This window comes from Lacticaseibacillus suilingensis, from assembly GCF_016861845.1.
In the GTDB taxonomy this organism is placed as follows: Bacteria; Bacillota; Bacilli; order Lactobacillales; family Lactobacillaceae; genus Lacticaseibacillus; species Lacticaseibacillus suilingensis.
Genome location: NZ_BOLV01000004.1, coordinates 149,320 through 173,317, shown reverse-complemented (window position 1 = coordinate 173,317; position 23,998 = coordinate 149,320). Strand labels below are relative to the sequence as shown.

Here is a 23,998-nt window from a genome sequence, read left to right as displayed (position 1 = left end):
CATATAATGAGTTATTTGAATAGCTCGATTTGTTGTTTGCGAATTGACTTCGCTCATGTTTAATTCTCTTCGATTTACATCGAAAAGCCCTATCACATTTACGAAACTTTGTTCAGTTTTCAAAGGACTACCTTGTCCAAAAGACAACTTTAACAGTCTAGCAATTGAACATGTCGTTGTCAACACTATTTTTGAAAGCAGCCCGCGTAACCGGACTGCCTCGGCGTTTCACAACGTTGACAATAATACCAACTCCCCCAAGGACCGTCAACACTTTTTTGGCAAAACCACAAAACAAACACCGACATTTAGAAATTTCACAAACTTTAGCAGCGCTTACAGTTGCACATAAAAAAACAGCCTCCAACTTGAGGCTGTTCTAGAACTCATGACTTTATTCACCGGTAATAACGGTTTGCCCGGCCATGTATGGGACCAAGACATCAGGAATAGTCACTGAGCCATCGGCATTTTGATAGTTTTCCAAAATTGCAGCGACGGTCCGGCCAACGGCGAGGCCGGAGCCATTCAGCGTGTGCACATACTGCGGTTTGCCGTTCTCGTCGCGGTAACGGATTTGTGCGCGGCGTGCTTGGAAGTCCGTGCAGTTCGAGCAGCTGGAAATTTCACGGTACCGATCCTGAGCTGGCAGCCAGACTTCGAGGTCATTGGTCTTGGCTGAGGTGAAACTGGCATCATTCGAAGCCAACGTAATAACATGGTAAGGTAAGCCCAGTTTCTCCAGCAAATCGCCAGCATCGTGAATCAGCTTTTTCAATTCATTCCAGGAATCCTCAGGCTTGCAGAACTTCACCATTTCGACCTTGTTGAACTGGTGCATCCGAATCAAACCGCGGGTATCCCGGCCGGCGCTCCCGGCTTCTGAGCGAAAGGCTGGCGTCAACGCGGTAACAGAAATCGGCAATTTCTCCGCGTCGATGATTTCGCTGCGATAGTAGTTGACCAAGGGCACTTCCGCCGTCGGAATCAGTGTCAGCGGATCTTCTTCATTCATGATGGTGTAAACATCTTGACCAAACTTGGGAAATTGGCCGGTGCCGAACATCGAGTCATTGTTTACCAGGTATGGCGGAATAATTTCTTCATAGCCTTCCTTGTAGTGTTCATCTAGGAAGAAGTTGTAAACCGCGCGTTCCAGGCGAGCGCCAGCGCCTTTGTAGTAAACAAAGCGACTGCCGGCGACTTTAGCGGCACGTTCAAAGTCCAAAATGCCGAGGGCTTCGCCGATTTCAAAGTGGGCTTTCGGCGTGAAGTCAAACTGCCGGATGGTGCCGACTTTGTATTCCTCTCGCGAATCGTCTTCGTTCAGAGACATTGGCACATCATCAGCTGGGAAGTTAGGCAGGCGCACCAGCGTGTAGTTCATCTTCTCTTGGACCGCGGCCAGTTCCTTGTCCAAGGCCCCGATTTGCTTACCCACTTCACGCATGGCCTGAATCTCAGTATCAGCGTTTTCTTTGTTGCGCTTTTTCTGTGAGATCTCATCGGAAACCTTGTTGCGCTGAGCCTTAAGTTCCTCAGTCTTCGCAATCAAAGTCCGCCGCTGGACATCTTCGGCCAACAAGTCATCGATTTCTTCCCCTTTAACATTGCGGGCGGCGAGCTTGGTCTTGGCCCATTCCGGGTTGTCCCGGATCACTTTAATATCTAACATAATATCCTCCTATGACGTGATTGCACACAAAAAGCCCTTCATCTCATTGGGACGAAAGGCTTTTCCGCGGTGCCACCCAAGTTTGACCCGAAGGCCACCCTTAATTCGCTGATAACGGCCAGCAGCCGTGCGGTTCGACGCCGCCCACTGTCGCGCTGGAATAAGAAAGCTCGTAGCTCGCACCGCCCGCTACGTCTCTGTTGCTTTCTGGATAAGCGCCTAATCACGTGTTGTTTTGTTAAGGCAAGAATACTGCATTTTACGTTTGGCTGCAACTAGTAGTCAAAGTCTGTGCTATTGATGGCGATGGCGCTCTTCTCATCCCAGAGCTGGCGCAGTTCACTATAAAGCTCGCCGTACCAATCATTGGAGACACTGGCCGCCCACTTATAAGTCAACTGGCCGGCCCGGAACTGGTGCGAATCCGGCAGTTCGGCACTTTCAATGATCAAGTCTGCCGCTTTCAAATCATCGGCCGGCGACAAGACTTCAACGAACGGCTGCGCCATCAAAAAGCCCACCAGATCAATATAACCCAGGACCGTTTGCTCGATCACTGGCGCCACTTTGACTTTCACCAGCGGCGCAAACTGCATCGCCACCTGCTGCACATTCGTATAGTAAGAATGTACGAGTTGATCCATCACCGGCTCCAAAATCTCCAGGTGCCGCGTGTACACCACATGTTCCAAGGTCTGCCGCACCTTACGCTCCAGCACTGGGCTGTCTGGCATTTGGGCAATGCGCTGATTCATGGCGTAGGCAATGGTTTGCGACAAGTCGCCGCGGAACTGCAAGGTGCTGACAGTATTCGCCAGCAAATTCGCGCGCAACATGTTGAAAGCCGCTTTGGGCAACTGACCTTCCACCAAGAAGCTGACTGGCAGCTTTTCAAGAAAATCGGTCACCAAGGTATAGATGCTGGGATTATAGCGTTTGAACCGATCGAAAGTTTTGGCCTGCAGCCGGGTACTGGTTGAGGTGTAAAACGGCAAGAAGTGGAACGTAAAGTAGAACGCCGTGCTTTCACCCATTTGCTCATCCGTACTGAGCACCGGGAAGTGGAACCGGTCGCTATTCAGGGCGCTCAATTCGTCGAACATATTGGCCACGGGATACTTTAATACGGTGTCCGCAGGCACATATGGCACGCGCTGGCCTTCATTCGCGCGTCGCTGCGAAATGGCAATGTAGTACATCAAAATTTCACGGGTGACGTAATTCGGCTGGCCAATATCGAACAATTTCACGGACCCATCAATCACTTCACCCAGAATATCCCGCGGCAAATCGTCAAACGGCCAAGCGGAACCGTCAGTGGCCATCCAGTAGATCATGGTCAAAAACAGCCGGATGCACTTTTCATCACCTTGCAGCGTCAGCGTCTCATAAGAAAAACGGACGCCAAACTCCCGGGCAAATTCACGCAGCGGCTTTAGGTGCCGCAGCATGGTGGCTTTGGACGTCTGCTCAGCGGCCAAAAACGTGTCAAAGTCAGGATAATCATGGTATAAAAGCGTCTTTAAAAAATGGTAGGGATGACCCTCCCGCACCAAAGCCCAGCGTAAAGTGCTGGAAGACACATTAAAAAGCTTGCGAACAGCATTGGTTTTAACGTCCAAAACCGTTGCCAAAGTAGCGACCAAACTATTATAAGTATTATAAACCGCGCCATAGTTCCGTTTGGTCAAAGCCGCAATCTGCTTCAAATTGACCTCTGTCACCAATGGCTCCCCAGTGCGCTCAATTGCGAGCCGTTCCGCAACAGGCGTTTGCGATGCCCGCGCATTCACGATTCGCCGGAATAAACTCAGCTCCTCGATTCGCGACTGCGACAGGAAGAAATCTTCTCGTCCACGCATAACTATTCTCCTTTTCCCCCAAAAACTAAAAACCTATTAAGCCTACTAATTATAACAACAAACTCTTATTTATGAAAAAAGTTTTCAATATTTCTGTACCAACCGCTAAAAAATCGAGCAAGAGCGGGCTTTTTGGTGCGTTCACGCGCTATTTTTGGTATACTCGCTGGAGATATAACGCCGAGAAAGGGGTGGTCAGCATGAGCTATGAAGCAATCTTCTTCGAAAAAAGTGATCTGCAAAAGTTCGAGATGTTTCGGACGTTGACGGTGCATCATAGCGATGGCTTGTCCATCAGCGATCTGGCTACCAAGTTGCACTTGTCGTACCAGCAAAGCTACAACATTTTTCAAGAACTGCTGCGCGATCTCGTCGACTTGACCGATGACACCCGCGCCGTGTGCAAAAAGGCCTTAAATGGTACCACCCCGCTGAAGATCAGCCTCGATGACTACCGGACTTACCTTTTGCAAGACGCCATTGCCTTTCAGTTCATTGACTATCTGGTGCAAGGCAACCGGCCATCGCTGGATCGCTTCTGCGCCGAGCGCTACATCAGCCGCTCGACGCTGATGCGCAAAACCATTCCGGTCCGCAACTTCCTAGCTGACTTCCACCTGAAACTCTCACTGACCAAAACGGCTTTTGTCGGCGATGAGAAACAAGTGCGGCTTTTCCTGCAACAGTTCTACTGGTTGAGTTACCACGGCACCGAATGGCCGTTTCAAGCGATTTCCTATCGCCAGTTGCGCGCCCAGTACCGCGAGCTGCCGTCTGCGGATCCTGATCCGATTGTGGCCGCCCAAGAGCGCGTGTTCTGGGCCATTTGTCGCACGCGCCTACTCCATGGCCACTACATCAAGCTGGATACCACTTTTGCCCGCACCTTCCGCCATTACCCGTTCCCGACCATCAATTTTTATCAAGAAAAGGCCTTCCCAGGGCTAACAAAACATATTTTGACGGAAGAAAATGCCTTTTTCTACTTCTTTCAACAGAAGACGATTCGCTTCACCCCGCCGAGTGCCGACATGAAACCGGCCGTCGCCTTCATCAAACACGCGGACACTCCCATTTGGCCACTGGTCAGGGACTTGATGACGATGCTGCAGCAGAACTTGCGCGACCCAGCGGATCCCGTCTTACAAAACGACGAGACGTTGCAAATGAACCTGCTCCGGATGACCGCCGCGTTTGCACTGATGGGCGGCAACTACGTCAAGCAACCGGACCTCTTCCCGCCTGACGCCATTACTTACCAGCAGACCCAGTTGCAAACTGAGCTCGCCAAGTTTATCGCTGACCTCCCGGATGAGCCGGCTTACCAGCCTTATCATGAATCAGCCGAGGCTTTCATGCGGGTACTGTTCTACTTGCTGGTACCATACCTGCGCCGGTTCAAGTGGGACAATACCATCAAGGTCAAACTGGTGATGGAAACCACGGATATTGTGTACCGCAACATCATCAACTTCCTGCAAAACCTCAATGTCGTCGAGCTTCTGCCTGATAATGCGCCGCTGAGCAAAGCGGATTTGCTGGTCACCTCTTTGGACGATTTCATCGATCGCGATCAGTTAACGTCTGATGCCGGCAAAATGGCCATTTTCAACTGGTACTTAGATGCGACAACCAGCGATTACCGCGCCTTGTTCGAACAAATCGCGGCGTTGTATCGCGCCAAGCTAACGCGTCAGGCCACGCCTGCATGACCTGTTGCAAACCAAAACGACCCCGCCAACCGCATTGCGGTGACGAGGTCGTTTTGATTCAGCCATTGAGCACACTGTCGCCAACCACAGGCGGCGGGCAGTTCGTGCGCGTGGAAGCCTGCGCATAAAGCGCGCGCAGTTTCATTTTATCATTGCCAATCTCGTACATCACGATGGTCATCAGTTCAAACCGGGTGAATAAGCGCAGATGCCGCGGCTGAGTGTCCAGCCAATTGGAAAAAGCCATTTCAAAATCGGTCAAGGTCCAATTTAAGCGGCTGAGCAACGTCTTCAAGGTCGTTTTCTCAAACTCGGTGATTTTGGCCCAAGTCGTATCATAATCCAGCACCGTGCCATCTGGCTGCGGGTCGAGGTCTTGATCGATCAAGGCCATCAAAGTGTGCGCGGCCGCATCATTGTGATGCGTATCATACTCAAGCCGCAACTGATGGCGCAAGAGAATAGCCATGTAGGCAGGATCGTCGCCATATTGCACCTTGGCATCTTGCAGCAAGCGTTCGAGTACGCCATAGTCCACTTTTGGGTGTGACCACCAGTGGTCACGGACATGGGCAAAATCGATTACGTCTGCAAGGTAGTACTCATGCACCCAGAGCCAGTTGTCGATATCCGCCAAGGCGGCTTGGCCCTTGGGCGTCAGCTCAAACGCCTGCCCCGCCTTGGCCGGCACCGGCTCAATCAAACTGCGATTAAGCAGCTGTGGAATCAGTCGCAGCGGCTCCAACCGATAACGATCATGCCACACCGGATCGTTAACCGTCTCCGGTGAGCCAGACATGGTCAGCATATACATGAATACCTTAACGCCTGGTGATAACATGGACTTTCCCCCATTTCCCCACATAGGAGTATGTTAGGCGGATTTGAAAACGCTGTCAAATTTTTATCGAAAGGCAGCGAAAGTCGGCCGCTTTTAGCCCGACAGGTAGCTGGTTGTGCTGCCGGGCCGGCCAGGCTCCGCAGAAAAGGGCTGGAACGTGGTGGCCAGCGCTTTGAGCCTCGCTTTGCGAGTCTCGAAGTCGCGGCTTGTTCTAAGCCAGCCAAAACCGCTGGCTAAGAACAATTTCACCACTGAGCCCTTTTCTGCTCCACCTGGCCGACCCTACTGTTGCAGTTAACTCAAATACCTCGCGTCACCCATAGCCCCTAGAATCAGTCTTAGTCTCTATCCACGTATCTGGACAGATATTCCTTAGAATCAAAAAAGGAAGCCTTAGCCTCCTTCACATGGTGCTACTTAAGTTTTAATTCGATCTTAGCCAGGCCCTGGTCGGCGTCGAGGACGTCGAAGGTGAAGCCAAACTTAGGAAAAATGTGTTGCAATTTGGCAAAATTCTCCTTATCAAAGGAACTGATATTGCCGTCCAAGATGCCCGCTTCGGACTTGCGGGCCAAATTAACGAAGGCCTTCAAGGCTAGCTGGGCGAGCCCCATGTTCTGGAAATCGTAAAACGCTAAGCGGCTTTCGGAACCAAGTGTTTCCAGTACGGTGATGTGCATCCGCTGTGACCAACGATTAACGTCAACCAGCAGTTGGGATTGGAAGTCAGCTTTCGAGTGGCCGTATTTGTCCACATTTTCAAACGGCGTGTACACACTGATGGTGAAACGGGTTTGCGAGCTGTTTGCTTTGTAGTCGGTGTAGACGATGTATTGCGTCGCCTTCGTTGTGCCCTCCGGCCGGGCTTGATCCATACTAGATAAAATCGTTAAGGCAGGATCTTTTTCGATCGCGGCCAAGCGCTTGGCATAGATCTCATCATAATCAGTTTGGACACTCATTGTGAAACCTCCATTAAAATTGTCGGTTTCATTATACCATTAAGTGCGCAAGTCCACGAGAAATCTTTTTAGATTTGAAATGAAAACTCTAATTTACACCATGAAAAAGTATTATTAGAGCCAATTTTCACTCAATCAACGTCTTCAAGCGCCAAAATGTGATTGACTAATTCGAAATAAGCTTCCGACTGCGGGCCATCGCTGTGCAGGCCAGCTGGCAGCGGCACCGTGAAGCGATATTCGAACCCCAGCCGCGCCAGCAAGGCAATCGAGCGTTGATTATCGGGAAAAGTGGCGGCCCACAGCGCGGTCATCCGCTGGGTGAAGAGCTCGCGTATCACCAGCCGCAGAGCTTCTCGCATCAAACCTTGTCCCCAATAGGACTGGGCCAAGGCGTAGCCGATTTCCCGCGTGCGGGCTTCTGGCGCGGCGGCATCGGCCGTGCGGGGATAAATGCCCACTTCACCGACCACTTCGCCGTTCACCACCAAGGCAAACTCGGTGGTTTGATTTTTCAACACATGCGCCTTGGCTTCTTCCAGATTGGCAATTGGCCGCATCCCCGCTGGCCCCGCCACTAGCGGGTCTTGGGCCAAGGCCAAATACGCCGGGGCGTCGGCTGCCGTGAACGGTCGAATCAAAACGCGGTCACCTTTTAAGTGCATTATTGTGTTCCTTTCCGCGGTGAACCCCCGACCGCCATGCAATCCCTGCAAGCAAACCTTGACTTTTTTTCTGGTTCCGGTATGCTATTAAGGTTCAATCATTATGAAAGAGGTGCTGTAAGATGCGTGATCACATTCTTCTTGCTTGCGCCGAAACCGGCGAACGGATCTACTTGACTTCCAAGAACAAGCGCAACACGCCTGACCGACTCACTTTGAAGAAGTATTCTCCAAAACTGCGTCGTCGGGTTGACTTCGTTGAAGTCCGCAAGTAATTCGTCGTCGCTTACGGCCGTAGCGACAACCGCCGTCCTGATTTCGGGACGGTTATTTTTTTGCCCTTTTTTAGGCAAAAGTTGGCCAATTTGCTGGCACCGGGAGCTGCTGATCATACTGCTCACCGGTGAACGGATCGGTGAACTGCAACCGGCTGGCTTGGAGCAGCTGATGCGGATAATGCTCATCCGGCTGGCCATACAGGGGGTCGCCCACGACAGAATGGCCAATGGCGGCAAAGTGCGCCCGAATTTGGTGGGTGCGGCCAGTCTCCAGCTGAATGGTGACCAAGCTCAACCCATTTTGGCTGGCCGTCACTTGATAATCGGTGATGGCCGGCTGGCCGTCAGGTTTCACTTCCCGATGAATACCATCTTCGGCCTTGCCCAACGGCAACGTAATCTGACCACTGGCTGGCGCTGGTGTCCCCGCAACCACTGCCCGGTACTGTTTTTGCAAGCCAGCATCTTGCTGCTGATCAAGCTTACCCTGCGCAAAAATATGCTTCGCAATCAGCACCAGCCCAGTCGTGTCGCGATCAAGGCGGGTCATAATGGCCGGCTGCGGGCCGTCAATGCCAGCCGCCGCCAAATAGCCCGCCGCGCGGTTTAACAGCGAATCTTCGCGGTTGCTGGGGCCAGGAACACTGGCCAGACCGGCCGGCTTTTCGACAATCAGCCAGTTGGGCAACTCCAGCACCACCTGCAGCGGGCCGTCACTCGGGGTCACCAAATCACTCGGTGGCAGTTCAAAGCGTATTTTATCGCCGTGAATCACCTCTTGGTTGGTGGTGACCACGCCGTTGCGCCAGACCAGTTGCTCGTTAAAGAGCCGCGTCAGTAGGCGATGTGACACCCCGGCCCGGGCCAGGACACGCTTGACCGTAGTCGCGCGTTCAGCTGAATATTGGAAAGAAAAGTTCATGTTTGCCTCCTGATTGGGTGGTGCTGGTTTAATCAAAGCGAAACACCGATCAAAATAGCGGTGTTCGCAGCCTGATCTAGTTGCGCTCACAACGCCAACGGCCCCAATCCCAGCTACGCTTGCGCCATCGCCGCGTTTCACGGCAATGACCCAAGCTCGGCTGGCCAGTGGCCTAAGTGCGGCGTTGTTCGCAGCCTGATTTAGTTGCGCTCCGTGAGGCCAACGCCTGCGCGATTAGCTACGCTGGAAGCCTCGAAGCTAGGCCAATCGTCAGGCTAAAGCCGGCCTCACTCCGCAGCCTGATTTAAATTATACCCGAATTCACGTGGTTGCGGTATGCTGGTGAAAACCGGAGGCAGTCTAATATGGTAGAAAACCCGAATCAGCTTCAGCATTTACATACCGCAAATGGCACGGTGTTGTTTGATTATCATGGCTGGCATGCACGCCTGCTGGCCGTAAATGATCACTTGCTGCGGCTGACCGTGACGGCGGGCACTTGGCCCCAGCACCCGAGTATCCCCCAGGCACCAGAAGTCGCCAAACATGCCGACGAAACCGTCGCCACTGGTGGCAGTGGCCAGCGGTATCAAACGCCGATTGTCAACGCCACCGGCCAGCTACCACTAGATTTGCATGACCGCCAGTTCACCCTTGGTGCTTACACCGTGAGCCTGCAGGCTGGTCAGATGGTCATTAAGCAAGGCGCGCAGCCACTCTTGACGCAAACCCTGCCGCAACTTACCGCTCAGGCCTGGACCACTCGGATCAAAACTGACCTAAACGCCCACTACTTTGGTGGCGGCGTTCAAAACGGGCAAGTTGAGCAAACCGGCCGCCTGGTCGCCATTAAAAACGAAAATCGCTGGACCCGAGGCAGTGTTTCCAGTCCGGTGCCTTTCTGTTGGACGACCAGTGGCTACGGCTTTTTGGCCAACACCTTTACGCCTGGTGAATATGATTTCGGCGACCCGCTGCACGGCGCATACCTCACGCACGAAGACCGTGTGTATGATGCCTATCTGATTTTGGGCCAAACCCCGGCCAGTCTCATCGGCGGTTACTATGAACTCACCGGCCAGCCGGTGCGCCTGCCGGCCTTCGCCTTTTACCCCGCCCACTTCAATGCCTACAATCGCAATTATTGGGTGGCGGTGACGGCTGATTCGGCTGGAGCACGGCAATTTGCGGATGGCCAGTGGTACAAAGCCTATTCGCCGCTGAATAAAGCAACGTTCAACCTTGGCTATCGGCCAGGCACCATCACTGTCAACGATCAGCCCCTAGTGCCCAATGTCTATGGCGACGGTCACGTCAGCTTCACCGATGCCGATGAAAATGGCATGCCGAAAACCGCGATTCACGAATCACTCAATGGCGAACACGATCCCCAGTTTTCCGGTCGTGCAGTAATTGACCGCTATGCCGAAGCAGGCTTTCCCTTGGGCTGGATGATTCCCAATGATGGCTATGGCTCAGGCTACGGGCAAACCGATTCTTTTGCCGGGGACTTAGCGAACTTGAAGCATTTCATCCAATACGCTAACGCCCAAGGCATTCAGGTCGGGTTATGGACGCAGGCCCAGCTGAGCCCGCAAACCGCCACCCCACAGAAAAACGAGCGCGACTTGCAGCAAGAAATTGAGGCCGGTAGTCGCGCGGTCAAAACCGATGTCGCTTGGATCGGCGAAGGTTATACCTTCGGCGTCAATGCCACCGCAAAAATTCAGGCCGCCTTCGCCGCCCGCCAGCTGCGGCCGCTGACCGTGACCTTGGATGGCTGGGCCGGGACGCAACGCGCGGCAATGGTCTGGACCGGCGATCAAACCGGTGGCACTTGGCGCAATCTGGAAACCCATATCGGCAGCTATCTCGCGGCCGGGTTATCCGGCCAGCCCCACATTGCCAGCGATGTGGATGGTATTTATGGCGGCGGCGACCCCATCATTCAAACCCGTGATCTGCAGTGGAAAGCCTTCACCCCAAGTTTTTTTGCCATGGACGGTTGGGGCACGCAACCGAAGCTGATGGGCATGGAAGCGCCGACTGCGGCCATCAATCGCGCTTTTTTGCAGTATCACACCATGCTGGTGCCTTATCTGTACAGCCTGGCGACCCAAATTGCGCCCATTATGCGCCCAACCTTCTGGGCTGACGCTGCCGCCTTGGGAGCAGGCGAATTGGCGGATCAATTCATGGTCGGTGCTAGTTTACTGGTGGCGCCAATCGTGCGACCTTACCGCCTGCAACCAGACGGCCAAGCCACCCGCGGCAGTGTTTACTTGCCGCACGGCGATTGGTTCGACTTTTGGACCGGCGCCAAAACTGCCGGCGATCAGACCTTAAGCGATGTCACTGCGCCGCTGGATCAACTGCCGATTTACGTCAAAGCTGGGAGCATCATCCCCTTAGCCTTGCCGCATCAAAATCCCGCGGCCCGGTCGGCTGAGCGCTTGGTTGATTACTGGCCTGGCCCTGCCAGTGCCTTTACGCTGGTGGAAGATGATGGGACCACACTCGCTTATCAAACAGGTGACCAAGCCACCACCTTAATCTCAGCTGAACGTAACGGCAATACTGCCAGTCTCACCATCAACGCCACTAAAGGCAAATTTGCTGGCCAAATGGCAACCGTACCTGTCCAGCTCTTTGTGGCGGGTCCAACGCCTAGTCAAGTCACAGTGAAAAGCGGCGAGGTGCCAATCGCCGTACAAATGCAACAGGGTCAGCGCTCGGTCGACCCCCTCAACCGCACTGAAACCGGCGTCACCATCAGTGTGCCGGCGCATTCGATTCGCGAACCACTGACCTTTACCCTGACCTGGTAAGCTTGCACCGCCGCCTTAAGTTGACTAAGGTTAAAGTAGTGAAACAAAGGAGGAAGCTATGAAAACTGATTTAGATGTGGCATATGGCCCAGGGGCCTTACAAAAAGCCGATTTTTATTACCCTGACACGCCAAATGGCGCCGCGATTGTCTTTGTCCACGGCGGCGGCTGGATTCGTGGGGATAAAAGTGCAGACAGCGACATCGGTGAAACTTTTGCCAACGCTGGCTACTTAGTGGCGCTGCCGAATTACCGATTAGCCCCTGCTGACCGGTTCCCAGCGGCGCAGGATGATTTGGCCAGCTTCATGACTTGGTTTGAGCAGTCTGACTATACTTTTGACCGCCAGCGTGTCGGCCTCCTGGGAGCCAGCGTCGGTGGCACCATGGCCATCACGCAAAGTCTGCAGTCCGGCCAGCCGGTGGTGTCCTGGTCTGCAATCGTTGACTTTGCCAACTGGGTTCAGCAGCATCCCACCGTCAAAGCGGCGCTGGATGCGCGCGAAGAACTTGGTCTCACCGAAATTCACGCCATTCACAATGCCTTTTACAAGTACTTCATTCAAACCTACTTAGGTGACCTGACGCCGGAGAAACTGACCGCCGTCAATCCCATGAATCATCTCACAACCACGCTGGGTCCCACTTTAATGTACAATGCGACCGATGAGCTGTCGCCGCTACCAGGAGTATTCCGCTTTCTGGAACAAGCCGCCGCTTTTAAGCGCGACATCGCGGTGCATGTGGTGCCTGGCTCTGGCCATGCCCGCGATTACACCGCCTTTGCCCTGCCTGGGACGTTGGCTTTCTTCAACTATCATCTGCAAGTAACCGACTAACTGAGAGGTGAGCCCATTTGCACACCATTGCCCTGTTCGGCGGTCAAGACCCGCAAGGCCTGACTGCCAAACTGACCCACGCCCTGCTGGAAGCCTGCGAAGGCACCCATGAATTCATCGACCTCAATCAGCTCACGCTCCGGCCTGATCGCCGCGGTGAAGCTAATCCGGCCCTAGACGCTTTAGAACAAAAACTCGCTGCTGCCGACGTCTGGGTGCTGGCCAGCCCTACCTACTTTGGCACGGTGGCCGGGACGCTTAAGCAGGCCTTGGACTGCTTAAGGCCGCGCCTAACGCGGATGACGCATCAAGGTGACACTCTCCCTGGCAAATACAAAGGCAAGGTTTACCTCACCATCACCTCGTGTTTTGCCAGCGGCTTAGAGAACACCTTTACCCACCAAACCGACGCCTGCTTGACCATGCTGGACAAAGCCATGGCCGCGGCCGGCCTACGCAAAGCCGGCGAGCTCATTTTGCCAGGGACCTGGAATGCTCATGCCATACCCGAGACCAAAATTGCCCAGGCTCAGGCCCTCGCCGCCAAACTTCCCGCCAAAGTCAGAAGGGACAACGAAACCATGAAACGTTATTTGCTCTTATTCGGCATGATTGCCATCATGGCCCTGGCGACCATGGGCATTCAGCTCCTGATTCCAGCCACCACCATGAACTTCTGGACCCGCTACGCCAGCTTCGTCCTCATCTTCTTCGTCCTCCTCGCCGGAATTCTGCATTACGCCACGTTTGTAAGACATAAACATCGGTAGGCTGCGGAGAGTGGCTGGTTTTAGCCCGACAGCTAGCCTAGCCTGCGACATTGCCGTCGCACTTTGACGGCGACGGCGCAGGCGTAGCTAGATGCTCGGGCGTTAGCCACTCGGAGCGCGACTGGGTAGGCTGCGGAGCGCACCGGTTTTAGCCGGATGCATCACTACAATCACAAGAATCAAAAATGCGAAGGCCAACGCCTTCGCATTTTTGATTCACATTCTCATTAACGGGTCAAAACCAGTGGTTCACTAGCCCCAGTGACCCAGTTTAACTGGCCATTTTCGAGGACAAAGTACAAATCATCAGCATCCCCGGTCGTTGGGCTGAAGACATAACCAGCGCCGCTCTTCACCGCGGTGTAGGTCACGGTCTTGCCGGCTTGGCCAGCGGAAGCCACGGTCATGGTGGTGGCGGTCAAGGTGACTGTCACATTGGCATTGTGCCAAGTGCCGTAGTACGCGGCCAATCCAGAAACTGGCTGGCTCTGGGTGCTGGCCGCTTTAGCCGGCGTCTGCACGGTTTGACTAGCGGTGGTTGAACGACTCGCTTGGGTCGCACTCGTTGGTTTCGTACTCGAAGTGGCTGCCGCGGTACTTGACTGGGTCGCCTTGCTGCTGGTCGAGCTGGCAATTGCGGTCGTGCTGCTGGTTTCAGCCTTGGCCGTCGTTTTCTTCGCAGACTTCGTGGTCGTCGACTTAGCCGCGGTTTGAACCGTCGCAGTGCTGGCCTGATCAACATTCGTATACGCCAGCCCCAATGCACCAACGCTCAGGCCTAAACTCAAGACACTCACTAACAGCCATTTCTTCATCTCAACCACTCCCTTGCTTTGTTAAATTCAGTATAGCAGGCTTGAAATCTTTTTGTAATAAAATCGTCACATAAAATAGTTAAGAATTCGTTATGCCCCGGTCTAGACAACTTTGCTATGTTACAAAATGACAACTTTCAAGCGCAGCCTTTCCATTATCGAACGTGTGTTTGTATAATGATGAAGAGGTGATCAGGATGACTTATGCAGATGAAATTGGCCAGGAAGCCTTCCAGAAGCTGGTGGCGGACTTTTTTGCCCATCATTACCACGACCGCGGCATGGTGAAGTGGCAAGGCTACTATTTATCCGATCACACGGCGGCGCTTAATCAGCAGGCCGCCGCCAAAACGCAGTTGCAAAACCAGCCGCTGCTTTCGCAGCAAAGCACCGAGCTGATTCGCCAGCAGTTGGCGACGGCTTACCGCACTGGGCAAAGCGTCAACGTCCAGCTGCAAACCAGCACGATTGATGGCCAATTGGCGGCGCCACTGGGCGGCAAGGTGCAAGGCTACACCGAAGATGATGAGGTCGTGATTGGTGAGGCCACCGTCCCCATTGCGGCAATTCGCCATGTGACTTTGGTACCATTTTCTCCTTCATACAGTTAATGCTATACTGGGCGTACTTTACATCAGAGAGGAAGGATACCATGCCCCTGATTGCTCTTTTACTCGACGTGATTGCTGCCGGGGTCTTCTGGTTGCAGCAAAGCCAAGGTCTTTATTTGCTCGGCACCATCATTCAAGGTGGCTTGACGCTGGTCTTGCTCATCATGCTCTTTACTTATCAAGGCAAGCGCTTTGGGTGGTTCAACTTCAGCACTTGGAGTCATGTGTTTACGGTGCGGTTCGCAGTGATTGTCTTTTCGTTTCTCATCAATGCGATTATGCTGTTCGTTTATATTTTGAATGTCACCGGCGCTAATAACGTCATTTTCCACTGAGGCTGATTTTAACCCGGCGGATAAGCCAAATGGCCTGTAAAACCCAAGCTCGGGTTTTGCAGGCCATTTGCTTTGTCTGGCAAGGACGGCGCATTTTTGACCGTTCGATTTTGGCGGCGGCGTGCGGCCATCATGATAACTGATGTTCTTTTGCCAGCAAAAAAGCCGGGTTGCCCCGGCTTCATGGTTAATCGATTTGGACTTGAATCATACTCAAATGCGGCAGTGGCATTGGGATAATCACCCGGTCGCCGACTTGCTGCAAGGCCACCCGCTTGTTGATGACCTGATCGCCATGGCGGGCAATCACCGTCGCATGCGTGGCCATAATTGGCTCGGCCGGATGCCAGGAAATCTGCTGGTAATCATCCAGCGTAAAGTTGGCCAGCCACAAGGTCAAGCCAGCTTGGGTGGACACAATCAGTTTGGTGTTTGGCATATCAATCAGGTAGTCAATGTCAAAAATCGAACTGAGCATCGCCTGATACAGCCCTTGCTTGAAGCCGACATATTGCGACTCCCAGCCATACTTCGGATCTTGATTCATCGGCATCACAATGGTGCGATGATTAATCAAGGCCATCACATTACCGAGCTGCTCATCGTATTCATTGTAAGCATGACTCCAAATTGCCACGTCAGCATCATCAGCATAACTCAGCTGCAAATAATCCCCAGTATGCTGCAGCATGGTGATGCGTGGATCCATGATGCCTTCCACCGTGTGGCCATCGGCGGCTTCAAAGGATTGATAGCCGGTGCGCACCCCATGCCATGAGCTTTCAGTGATGTGCAGCAAATCGCCCAAATCGCGGTCAAGCAGCACTTGCACGGACTCGCCGTCGAGGAGCGTGATGTTGTCATGGAGCAACTGGGTAATGGCATCATCACTTAAGTTGCGCAGCAGTTGGCCGCTGATGGCCAGCATTTCATGTTCAAAATGGCTAGCCTTGACCAGCGGCGTTATCGTCGTCGAAAAGCCAAACGTGCTGAGCAGCGCCGCCCAGTTGGTTTCGTGTGGCAGCAATTCTTCAGGGTCGGCGCCTTTAGCGGTGTGCAGCGTAAAGGAAGAATTCTGATCAACCAGCACTTTGATGCCGCGGGTCTGGCTCATTTGCAGACGCTGCTCCGTGATTTGATCCAAGAACGGTTTGCTTTGGGCCAACATCTCGGCGTAATGGTAATCGTTGTCGATGCCGTTGCCAATCATATCAAAGAGATTGAGCAGGATGCCCCGGGCGCCAACCAGCGCCGCGGTTTCGATCTGAAATTGGGTAAACGCCACCGACTTCACAAATGGCGAGTACATGTAGTTTTCCAGTTCCGGGAACAATTCGGCATCATCGCCCAGATAGGCGGCAGTGGTGCGGGTGTAGTCCTCAAACACACGGCTGTATTTCAACGGTGCGATTTCGTTGTAAGCTGGCAAATGCGGGCGCGCCACGCGCGGGTGCCCTTCGCCGCGCAAAGCATCAAACAAGCCTGGCCAATCACGGCCTTCCAAGGCGTGCCAGTTCGGGAAGGAAGTCATCAAGGCCAAATCCGTGTCCGGTGACACGGCATGAACGCGCTGCTCAACTTGATGCACGGTGTCGATCATTTCCTGCCGCGCCACGCTCAGATAAACCTGGCGCGCTGGCGTCGGCTCGCCGGGCTGGAGCATTTCTTTGACAAAATCGGCCCGGCTAATCTTCCGGCCCAGTTTTTCCTGATAAATCGCCATGTGCCGGTCGCAGAAGCAAGCCAGCTTCAGCGGCGTGTGGTTGTAATGGCGGAAATCGTCTTCCAGCCATAACTGCTTAGGCTTGAGCGTTGCGTATTGCGCATAGCGGTCAGCTAAATAATTGCGCCACTTCGGATCGGCTGGGCAGCCCATTGAGGTGGCTTTTTTGCCATTAATATCCACCAAGGTGTCAAAGCCGATGCTCGGGTCAATGGTTTTGCCCCGGTCGCTGTGCATGATGGTGGTCCAAGGATTAAGGCTCGTGGTAATACCTTGGTCCGCGAGGCGCTTGGCCACGGGCCGAATGGCATCAAGCCATTGGTCGGTTTGGGCGGCGGTGAGATGACTGGCGTTCAACTCTTCGGGATTAATAAAGAATGCGACGTTATCGACTTGCGCCTTCTGGCAAAAAGCCAATAACTTATCGTCCTTAATCGGCGTATTGGTGCGAGGATCGAGGGTGTAGCGTAAGGAATAATGAAACATGTCGGCCTCCTAGTTTTACTAAATTTAATCGATTGCTGCTATTTCGGGTTAGCAACCGGTCACATTTCGCCTCCTAGTGTACCATAGCTTGGCAAAAAAACGGTAATAGGTAAAATATTAGTTCACTTTTTTACCACCTTTTAGTAAAATAGGCGTGACGATAACAAAATTCTGATTTTGGGCAAAGGAGGGACCGGTATCGCCACCTTAAAAGATATTGCTGACGCCGCACATGTATCCAGTGCCACAGTTTCCCGCGTACTGAACGCGGACACCTCACTGCAAGTTTCCGCCGCCACGCGCAAACGCATTTTTGCCACGGCAGAGGCGCTGAATTACACCAAGCATCAGCATAAAACGCAAACTGCTGCGGGCACCATTGGCATCATCCAATGGTACTCCGAGCAGGAAGAAAACAACGATCTCTATTACCGGGCGATTCGCTGGGGCGCTGAAACCCAGCTGCAAGCCGCCGACTTTGCCATCGCCCGTTACTTCTCTAACGATACCCTGGCCGATGCCGGCAACTTGGCCGGCCTGATTGCCATTGGTAAATACAGTGAAAGCCAGCTCAACCAATTCAAGGCCCTTAACAAGCCGCTGGTGATTGTCGACCAGGACACGCTGGATCAAAGCATCTCCTGTGTCACCACTAGCTTCGCCGCGCCGGTAGGCAAAATCATTGCCTACTTCCGGCAGCAAGGCCATCACCGCCTCGGCATGATTGCTGGCCGCGAAGAAACCACTGACGGCCAAGCCATTGATGATCAGCGGACGGTGGCCTTTGAAGCCACCCTGCGCGATCAAGGCCTGCTGGAAGATGCGATTATCGCCGATGCGCCTTTCACCATTGAAGGTGGCTATGCCACGATGACGGAGCTCATCAATCAATACGGCGACCAGTTGCCGCATGCCTTCTTCGTGGCCAGCGATGCCATGGCCATCGGCGCCATCAAAGCGCTCCAAGAGCAGCACATCGCCGTGCCAGACCGCGTCAGCATTGTCGGCTTCAATGATCTGGCAGTGGGACGCTTTTTGAACCCGAGCTTGTCCACCGTCAAAGTGGCCACGCAGCAAATGGGCATCAACGCGGCCAAGCTGATTCAAGACCAGCTCTCAGGCTTGCTCACGGTGCCAACTCGCATCACCTTAAGTTCCGAACTGATTTTGCGCGATAGTAGCCGTTAACGGCAAAATAAAATATTGGAGGTTTCATCATGGACACAGCAGCACTTAAGCAAGGCTTCAAGCAGGTATTCGGGCACGACGCCGCCCATGTCTATTTTGCGCCAGGCCGCATTAATCTGATCGGTGAACACACCGACTACAATGGCGGCCATGTTTTCCCTTGTGCCATTAGTCTAGGCACCTACGCCGCGGTTGGCCCGAATGATGAGGCCAAGTTCCGGCTCTATTCCGCCAACTTCGAAAACATTGGCATCATTGACTTGCCGCTGACTGAAATCACCGGCGCCAAAGACGGCAAGTGGAGCGACTACTTCAAAGGCATGGCCCAGCAGCTGCTCAAAGCTGGCGCCACTTTTGACCAGGGCTTGGATCTGTACATCAAAGGCGACCTGCCAAACGGCGCCGGTCTTTCCTCTTCCGCCTCACTGGAGCTGCTGACTGGGACCATTGTGAACACCACCTTCAACTTAGGCCATGACATGCTGACCCTGATTAAAATGGGCCAGAAAACCGAAAACGAATTTATCGGCGTGAACTCCGGCATCATGGACCAATTCGCCATCGGCATGGGCCGGGCCAACCACGCCACCTTGCTGGATGCCAGCACGCTCGAATACGAGTCCCTGCCACTGGCCATGGGCGACAACGTGGTGGTCATCATGAACACCAACAAGCGCCGCGAACTGGCCGACTCCAAGTACAACGAGCGCCGCTCTGAATGCGAAGAAGCCGTGGCCCGCCTGCAAGCTAAGCTGGACATCAAGACCTTGGGCGAACTGGATATCGACACTTTCGACCAGTACACCTACCTGATTGAAGACCCGACCCTCATTCGCCGCGCACGTCACGCCGTCTTTGAAAACCAGCGCACCTTGAAGGCCGCAGCAGCGCTTAAAGCCGGCGACCTGGCAGCGTTTGGCCGGCTGATGAGTGCCTCTGGCGTGTCGCTGGCGTATGATTATGAAGTGACTGGTAAGGAACTGGACACCCTGGTGCAAACCGCCGTTAAGCAGCCTGGCGTCCTTGGCGCCCGCATGACCGGCGCCGGCTTTGGCGGCTGCGCCATCGCTCTGGTGGCCAAAGACCAGGTTCCAGCCTTCACCAAAGCGGTCGGCGATGTTTACGCAGACACCATTGGGTACGCCGCAGATTTCTATATCGCTAATATTGCCGATGGGCCTAAGGCGATTGACTAAAAATCAGGCTGCGGAGGCGGGCGCATTTAGCGGGATGGATAGCCTAGCTCTGGGCATTAAAGCCGTTCTTCGGCTGCAAGGACCGGAGCGTAGCTAGCCACGCCCGCGTTGCCCGCCGGAGCGCAACTACAGGCTGCGGAGAGTGGCTGTTCTTAGCCCGACAGATAGCCTAGCCTGAGGTATTGCTGGCGCACTTTGCCGGCGAGACCTCAGGTGTAGCTAGCTGCTCGGGCGTTAGCCACTCGGAGCGCAACTACAAGCTGCGGAGCCGGAAACATTTACTTTCCATGGTTTCATCACTCAAAAAGGAGATCTTATCATATGACAATTGCAGTTTTAGGCGGGGCCGGCTATATCGGCTCTCATACCGTCGCTCAACTGGTTAAAGCCGGCGAAGATGTGGTGGTTTTGGACAACCTGATCACCGGCCATGAACGCGCCATTGACAAAAAAGCGCGCTTTTACCAGGGCGACATTCGCGATTACCATTTCTTGAGTCAGGTATTTAGCACCGAAAAAATCGACGCGATTATCCACTTTGCTGCCTTCTCCATCGTGCCAGAATCCATGCAGGATCCACTGAAGTATTTTGACAACAATACCGGCGGCATGATCACGCTGCTGGAAGCGATGAAGCAATTCGGCATCGACAAGATTGTCTTCTCCTCCACTGCCGCGACTTACGGCGAACCCAAACAGATTCCGATTAAGGAATCTGACCCGCAAGTCCCAACCAATCCTTACGGTGAATCCAAACTGGCCATGGAAAAAATCATCAAGTGGGCCGATGTCGCTTATGGCATTCACTTCGTCGCCTTGCGCTACTTCAACGTGGCAGGCGCCATGCCTGATGGCAGCATCGGGGAAGATCACCATCCGGAAACCCATCTGATTCCGATTATCTTGCAAGCCGCCGCTGGCACGCGAGACAATTTGCAAATCTTTGGCGATGATTACCCAACCAAAGACGGCACCAACGTCCGCGACTATGTCCATGTCGTTGACCTCGCCGACGCTCACATTTTGGCCTTGAACTACCTGCGGGCGGGCAATGCCAGTGACGCCTTCAACATCGGTTCTGCCACGGGCTTTTCTAACTTGGAAATTCTCAACGCCGCCCGCAAAGTCACCGGCCAGGCCATTCCTGCCAAAATCGGTCCGCGCCGCCCTGGCGACCCAAGCACGTTGATTGCTGCTTCTGACAAAGCGCGCAGCGTCCTGGGCTGGAAGCCGCAATTCGATGATGTCGAAAAAATCATCGGCGATGCTTGGAACTGGCATGAGAATCATCCGGAAGGCTTCGGTGATCGCCAGTGAAAGCCGTTGAACGTCATGTCAACTGGTGCCTGGAGCTGAACCACGATTACACCGCGCTGGATCAAGTCTATTTGACCAATCGGACCTTGGCTTTGGTCGGCGATGAAGCGCAAAGTCTCGCCGGGGCGGAAGCCGGGCTGGACAACCTCGACCTGCTCGTCCAAGCCGCCGTGCAAAACGGCGTGTGCGAAGCCACCACCGCGGCCAAGCAGATTTTGGAGGCGGAGTTGATGGCCCTTGCCACCCCGCTGCCAAGCTCCGTCAACCGCCAATTCTGGGGCGCCTATGCCACCAGTCCCAGCACAGCGACCGATTGGTTTTATCAGCTGTCGCGGGCGAATAATTACATTCAAACTCGGGCCATTGCTAAAAATATCCAGTTCCCGGCTCAGACGCCTTATGGTGAGCTCGAAATCACCATTAACTTGTCCAAACCGGAAAAGGATCCCAAAGACATCGCCGCCGCTGCTAAGGTGAAGGCGTTGGGTTACCCCCTGTGTCAACTGTGCCTAGAAAATGAGGGCTACCGCGGCCGCGCCGACTACCCGGCCCGGGGCAACCACCGCATTGTGCGCTTTCAGCTCAATGGCCAAACCTGGGGCTTCCAGTATTCACCATATGCCTACTTCCCAGAACACGCCATTTTCCTCGACAGCGTGCATGAACCGATGCACATCAATCGCACCACTTTCACGAACCTGCTGGCGATCGTCCACATGCTACCAACCTACTTCGTCGGCTCGAATGCCGATCTGCCGATTGTTGGCGGCTCGATGCTCAGCCACGAACACTATCAAGGCGGCCACCACACTTTCGCCATGGCCAAAGCCCCAGTGGAAAAGGCCATCAATTTGCCTAACTACGATGCCGTTGAAGCTGGCATTGTGCGCTGGCCAATGAGTGTGATTCGCTTAACCTCGGCCAACCGTGAACAGCTGGCCGAAGCAGCGGAACACATTCGCGCCACTTGGGCAGCCTACAGCGATGAAGCCGTGTCAGTGCGCGCCTTCACGGATGGGACGCCGCATCACACCGTAACCCCGATTGCCCGCCGCGTCGGTGATGCTTATCAACTGGACCTGGTCCTGCGCGACAACCAGACTTCGGCCGAATATCCTGACGGTATTTTCCACCCGCACCAAGATGTTCAGCACATCAAGCGCGAAAACATCGGCTTGATTGAAGTCATGGGCCTCGCCGTCCTACCAGCGCGGCTGGCAAATGAGCTCACTGAGGTCAAAAAGTACCTGCTGGGCCAGCCCAACCAGATTGAGCCTTCTCATCTACCTTGGGCCAAGCAGCTGCAGGACCAGTTCACCTGGACGGAAACCAATGCCACGGGGCAGCTAAACGAAGCCGTGGGCCGCGTGTTCGCCCGCGTGCTTGAAGACGCCGGCGTCTTCAAACGCGATGAAGCGGGCCAAGCTGCCTTCGGGCGGTTTATCGCTGCGCTTTAAGCCAAACTTTGATTGAACCGGACCGTGCAGACGGTCCGGTTTTTGCTTGCTTCACGTTTCATTAACAGCGTAAACTTGAAAGCAGTCGGAGGTGGCAAGATGCCAAGTGAAAAGCAGGTCATTGCCTTATGTGGCCGAGTGGGGAAAATATTATTGGAAAATGGAGCCGAAACCGGCCGCGTGGAAAGTACGGTCGAATATATCGGCGCCGCGGCTGGGGTGCCAATTTCATGTCACGCCGAAATGACCGCGATTTTTGTCGACGCCGACACCGATACCGCGACCCATTTGATTAAGGTGCGCACCAAGGACTTCAATCTGCGGCAAGTGGATCGCATCAACTCGTTATCCCGGGCGTTTACCAGCGGCACCATTGATTATGCCACCCTTGAAAGCCGCCTGACCACCATTGAATCCTCACGCCGCGACTATTCCTGGCCGCAAAAAATCCTCGGCGCCGGCTTAGTGTCAGTGGCGCCGATGCTGGTGTTTCAAGCGACCTGGGCCGACCTCGGCCTCGCCTTTTTTGTCGGCATTGGCGGCTACCTTGCTTCGCAGTGGTTAGGTCGGCGCACAACGACCCCTTACATCAGCATTGGCCTTGGCGGCATGGTGATCGGCCTGCTTGCCACCTTACTCCAGCGCCTCGGCGTGGCGACCAGCGCCGATAACATCATTATTTCAGCTTTAATGCCCTTAGTGCCTGGCGTGGCCATTACCAATTCCTTACGTGAGCTGATTGCCCGCCACACCATTTCCGGTTTGGTGCGGGCGATGGATGCCATCATGGTTGCCGGGGCAATTGGCGCCGGCGTGGTGGTCGGCAGCGCCTGCGTTTCGCTGCTGTTAGGAGGTGCGCTATGAGATTGCTGATTGAACTCGTGGTCTCCTTTGCCTCCACCATTGGCTTTGGCATCATCACCAATATCCCCAAGCGCACTTTATTGCCAGCCGGCATCACCGGCAGCTTGGCCTGGGTCGTGTATGTGGTGGTCGCCGGCCAAACGCCGAACATGATTTTACCGAATCTCCTGGCGGCAACGACCATTGGCCTGCTCGCCAACGTTGCCGCGATTTGGGTGAAAGCCCCAGTCAATGTGATGTACATCCCCAGCCTCGTGTCGCTGGTGCCAGGCGCCATTATCTATATGAGTATGAAAAACTTTACCTTAGGCCGCGAAACGGCGGCGCAAGCGGGCTTGGTCAAAACCTTGAGCATCGCCATTGGCCTGGCGGTGGGCTTTGTGATTGCAGAAGCGATTTTTAAACCGATTCGCCGCCCGCTGCGCCACTGGTTTGAAGCGCGGCGCTAACGCATCCTTGGATTCACTCCGAACTTCCAGCAGAGTTACGTGCCAAAAGGCCGGAGCCGAGCAGCTAGCTACGCCATCCACCGAGTCCAAAGGTCGGACTTGGTGGATGGCTAGGCTACCTGTCGGCTCCAAAACCGCCTTTTTGCACAGCCCGTCTTTTTGAAATCAGCAACAATTTTCTTTGAAAACTGGTTCATTTCAACT

The 23,998-nt window shown here is 54.0% G+C and carries 21 protein-coding genes; 13 read left to right on the top strand and 8 right to left on the bottom strand.

Translation table 11 applies throughout. The features are described 5' to 3' along the window. Positions 1 to 394: 394 nt before the first annotated feature. Together serS and JUF11_RS03980 are read right to left on the bottom strand one after the other, a co-directional pair. Positions 395 to 1,675, bottom strand: coding sequence for a serine--tRNA ligase (gene serS / locus JUF11_RS03985; protein ID WP_204118438.1), 1,281 nt, complete (start codon positions 1,673 to 1,675; stop codon positions 395 to 397). A gap of 275 nt (positions 1,676 to 1,950) precedes the next feature. Next, a complete protein-coding gene (locus JUF11_RS03980; RefSeq protein ID WP_204118437.1) occupies positions 1,951 to 3,537 on the bottom strand; it encodes a helix-turn-helix domain-containing protein in 1,587 nt (528 codons plus the stop codon). Positions 3,538 to 3,737: 200 nt separating this feature from the next. Between JUF11_RS03980 and JUF11_RS03975 the strand changes: the two genes are divergently transcribed. Beyond that, positions 3,738 to 5,249 (top strand): helix-turn-helix domain-containing protein, encoded by a 1,512-nt coding sequence (locus tag JUF11_RS03975; RefSeq protein ID WP_204118436.1) that lies wholly within the window; start codon positions 3,738 to 3,740, stop codon positions 5,247 to 5,249. A gap of 58 nt (positions 5,250 to 5,307) precedes the next feature. Here JUF11_RS03975 and JUF11_RS03970 read toward each other — a convergent pair whose 3' ends face one another. From JUF11_RS03970 to JUF11_RS03960, 3 genes are all read right to left on the bottom strand, one after another. Further along, complete coding sequence (locus JUF11_RS03970) at positions 5,308 to 6,090, bottom strand: hypothetical protein (RefSeq protein WP_204118435.1); 783 nt, start codon at positions 6,088 to 6,090, stop codon at positions 5,308 to 5,310. Positions 6,091 to 6,503: 413 nt separating this feature from the next. Beyond that, positions 6,504 to 7,052 carry a hypothetical protein gene (locus tag JUF11_RS03965; protein ID WP_125581977.1) on the bottom strand — a complete coding sequence of 183 codons (549 nt, stop codon included), beginning with the start codon at positions 7,050 to 7,052 and terminating at the stop codon, positions 6,504 to 6,506. 131 nt (positions 7,053 to 7,183) lie between these two features. Continuing rightward, the gene (locus tag JUF11_RS03960) at positions 7,184 to 7,717 is read right to left on the bottom strand and encodes a GNAT family N-acetyltransferase (protein WP_204118434.1); all 534 of its coding nucleotides are present in this window, start codon (positions 7,715 to 7,717) and stop codon (positions 7,184 to 7,186) included. 122 nt (positions 7,718 to 7,839) lie between these two features. Between JUF11_RS03960 and rpmG the strand changes: the two genes are divergently transcribed. Further along, positions 7,840 to 7,992: a 50S ribosomal protein L33 gene (rpmG, locus tag JUF11_RS03955; RefSeq protein ID WP_125581973.1), complete on the top strand. Its 153-nt coding sequence runs from the start codon at positions 7,840 to 7,842 to the stop codon at positions 7,990 to 7,992. A gap of 70 nt (positions 7,993 to 8,062) precedes the next feature. Here the strand turns inward: rpmG and JUF11_RS03950 are convergent, their stop codons facing one another. Further along, positions 8,063 to 8,917, bottom strand: coding sequence for an RluA family pseudouridine synthase (locus tag JUF11_RS03950; protein WP_204118433.1), 855 nt, complete (start codon positions 8,915 to 8,917; stop codon positions 8,063 to 8,065). 365 nt (positions 8,918 to 9,282) lie between these two features. On the opposite strand from JUF11_RS03950, the gene JUF11_RS03945 reads away from it, so the two are divergent. From JUF11_RS03945 to JUF11_RS03935, 3 genes are read left to right on the top strand one after another with little or no spacing between them, the layout of a single operon-like run. Beyond that, complete coding sequence (locus JUF11_RS03945; RefSeq protein ID WP_204118432.1) at positions 9,283 to 11,745, top strand: glycoside hydrolase family 31 family protein; 2,463 nt, start codon at positions 9,283 to 9,285, stop codon at positions 11,743 to 11,745. A 58-nt stretch (positions 11,746 to 11,803) separates the two neighbouring features. Then, a complete protein-coding gene (locus JUF11_RS03940; protein ID WP_204118431.1) occupies positions 11,804 to 12,583 on the top strand; it encodes an alpha/beta hydrolase in 780 nt (259 codons plus the stop codon). A 17-nt stretch (positions 12,584 to 12,600) separates the two neighbouring features. Next, positions 12,601 to 13,353 carry a flavodoxin family protein gene (locus tag JUF11_RS03935; protein ID WP_204118430.1) on the top strand — a complete coding sequence of 251 codons (753 nt, stop codon included), beginning with the start codon at positions 12,601 to 12,603 and terminating at the stop codon, positions 13,351 to 13,353. A 227-nt stretch (positions 13,354 to 13,580) separates the two neighbouring features. Here JUF11_RS03935 and JUF11_RS03930 read toward each other — a convergent pair whose 3' ends face one another. Beyond that, positions 13,581 to 14,168, bottom strand: a complete 588-nt coding sequence (locus JUF11_RS03930; RefSeq protein ID WP_204118429.1) for a hypothetical protein — start codon at positions 14,166 to 14,168, stop codon at positions 13,581 to 13,583. 197 nt (positions 14,169 to 14,365) lie between these two features. Here JUF11_RS03930 and JUF11_RS03925 point away from each other — a divergent pair, with 197 nt between their 5' ends. Both JUF11_RS03925 and JUF11_RS03920 read left to right on the top strand, forming a co-directional pair. Further along, positions 14,366 to 14,779 (top strand): phage infection protein, encoded by a 414-nt coding sequence (locus JUF11_RS03925; RefSeq protein ID WP_204118428.1) that lies wholly within the window; start codon positions 14,366 to 14,368, stop codon positions 14,777 to 14,779. Between the two features lie 41 nt (positions 14,780 to 14,820). Next, complete coding sequence (locus tag JUF11_RS03920) at positions 14,821 to 15,114, top strand: hypothetical protein (protein WP_204118427.1); 294 nt, start codon at positions 14,821 to 14,823, stop codon at positions 15,112 to 15,114. A 187-nt stretch (positions 15,115 to 15,301) separates the two neighbouring features. Here the strand turns inward: JUF11_RS03920 and JUF11_RS03915 are convergent, their stop codons facing one another. After that, entirely contained in the window at positions 15,302 to 17,323 is a 2,022-nt protein-coding gene (locus JUF11_RS03915) for a hypothetical protein (protein WP_204118426.1), read from the bottom strand. Positions 17,324 to 17,500: 177 nt separating this feature from the next. Between JUF11_RS03915 and JUF11_RS03910 the strand changes: the two genes are divergently transcribed. From JUF11_RS03910 to JUF11_RS03885, 6 genes are all read left to right on the top strand, one after another. Further along, positions 17,501 to 18,511 (top strand): LacI family DNA-binding transcriptional regulator, encoded by a 1,011-nt coding sequence (locus tag JUF11_RS03910; RefSeq protein ID WP_204118425.1) that lies wholly within the window; start codon positions 17,501 to 17,503, stop codon positions 18,509 to 18,511. 29 nt (positions 18,512 to 18,540) lie between these two features. After that, positions 18,541 to 19,707, top strand: a complete 1,167-nt coding sequence (locus JUF11_RS03905; RefSeq protein ID WP_204118424.1) for a galactokinase — start codon at positions 18,541 to 18,543, stop codon at positions 19,705 to 19,707. 321 nt (positions 19,708 to 20,028) lie between these two features. Next, positions 20,029 to 21,024 carry a UDP-glucose 4-epimerase GalE gene (gene galE, locus JUF11_RS03900; protein WP_204118423.1) on the top strand — a complete coding sequence of 332 codons (996 nt, stop codon included), beginning with the start codon at positions 20,029 to 20,031 and terminating at the stop codon, positions 21,022 to 21,024. After that, the gene (locus JUF11_RS03895; RefSeq protein WP_204118422.1) at positions 21,021 to 22,481 is read left to right on the top strand and encodes a UDP-glucose--hexose-1-phosphate uridylyltransferase; all 1,461 of its coding nucleotides are present in this window, start codon (positions 21,021 to 21,023) and stop codon (positions 22,479 to 22,481) included. The genes galE and JUF11_RS03895 overlap by 4 nt, the downstream gene beginning before the upstream one ends. A 99-nt stretch (positions 22,482 to 22,580) precedes the next feature. Next, positions 22,581 to 23,345 (top strand): threonine/serine exporter family protein, encoded by a 765-nt coding sequence (locus JUF11_RS03890; protein ID WP_204118421.1) that lies wholly within the window; start codon positions 22,581 to 22,583, stop codon positions 23,343 to 23,345. Continuing rightward, complete coding sequence (locus JUF11_RS03885; protein WP_204118420.1) at positions 23,342 to 23,794, top strand: threonine/serine exporter family protein; 453 nt, start codon at positions 23,342 to 23,344, stop codon at positions 23,792 to 23,794. Before JUF11_RS03890 ends, JUF11_RS03885 begins: the two co-directional genes overlap by 4 nt. Positions 23,795 to 23,998: the final 204 nt, after the last annotated feature.

What these genes read in the sequence shown, in the direction of transcription:
- serS (WP_204118438.1), bottom strand. Translation starts at nt 1,675, where the DNA reads ATGTTAGATATTAAAGTGATCCGGGACAACCCGGAATGGGCCAAGACC.
- JUF11_RS03980 (WP_204118437.1), bottom strand. Translation starts at nt 3,537, where the DNA reads ATGCGTGGACGAGAAGATTTCTTCCTGTCGCAGTCGCGAATCGAGGAG.
- JUF11_RS03975 (WP_204118436.1), top strand. Translation starts at nt 3,738, where the DNA reads ATGAGCTATGAAGCAATCTTCTTCGAAAAAAGTGATCTGCAAAAGTTC.
- JUF11_RS03970 (WP_204118435.1), bottom strand. Translation starts at nt 6,090, where the DNA reads ATGTTATCACCAGGCGTTAAGGTATTCATGTATATGCTGACCATGTCT.
- JUF11_RS03965 (WP_125581977.1), bottom strand. Translation starts at nt 7,052, where the DNA reads ATGAGTGTCCAAACTGATTATGATGAGATCTATGCCAAGCGCTTGGCC.
- JUF11_RS03960 (WP_204118434.1), bottom strand. Translation starts at nt 7,717, where the DNA reads ATGCACTTAAAAGGTGACCGCGTTTTGATTCGACCGTTCACGGCAGCC.
- rpmG (WP_125581973.1), top strand. Translation starts at nt 7,840, where the DNA reads ATGCGTGATCACATTCTTCTTGCTTGCGCCGAAACCGGCGAACGGATC.
- JUF11_RS03950 (WP_204118433.1), bottom strand. Translation starts at nt 8,917, where the DNA reads ATGAACTTTTCTTTCCAATATTCAGCTGAACGCGCGACTACGGTCAAG.
- JUF11_RS03945 (WP_204118432.1), top strand. Translation starts at nt 9,283, where the DNA reads ATGGTAGAAAACCCGAATCAGCTTCAGCATTTACATACCGCAAATGGC.
- JUF11_RS03940 (WP_204118431.1), top strand. Translation starts at nt 11,804, where the DNA reads ATGAAAACTGATTTAGATGTGGCATATGGCCCAGGGGCCTTACAAAAA.
- JUF11_RS03930 (WP_204118429.1), bottom strand. Translation starts at nt 14,168, where the DNA reads ATGAAGAAATGGCTGTTAGTGAGTGTCTTGAGTTTAGGCCTGAGCGTT.
- JUF11_RS03925 (WP_204118428.1), top strand. Translation starts at nt 14,366, where the DNA reads ATGACTTATGCAGATGAAATTGGCCAGGAAGCCTTCCAGAAGCTGGTG.
- JUF11_RS03920 (WP_204118427.1), top strand. Translation starts at nt 14,821, where the DNA reads ATGCCCCTGATTGCTCTTTTACTCGACGTGATTGCTGCCGGGGTCTTC.
- JUF11_RS03915 (WP_204118426.1), bottom strand. Translation starts at nt 17,323, where the DNA reads ATGTTTCATTATTCCTTACGCTACACCCTCGATCCTCGCACCAATACG.
- JUF11_RS03905 (WP_204118424.1), top strand. Translation starts at nt 18,541, where the DNA reads ATGGACACAGCAGCACTTAAGCAAGGCTTCAAGCAGGTATTCGGGCAC.
- galE (WP_204118423.1), top strand. Translation starts at nt 20,029, where the DNA reads ATGACAATTGCAGTTTTAGGCGGGGCCGGCTATATCGGCTCTCATACC.
- JUF11_RS03890 (WP_204118421.1), top strand. Translation starts at nt 22,581, where the DNA reads ATGCCAAGTGAAAAGCAGGTCATTGCCTTATGTGGCCGAGTGGGGAAA.
- JUF11_RS03885 (WP_204118420.1), top strand. Translation starts at nt 23,342, where the DNA reads ATGAGATTGCTGATTGAACTCGTGGTCTCCTTTGCCTCCACCATTGGC.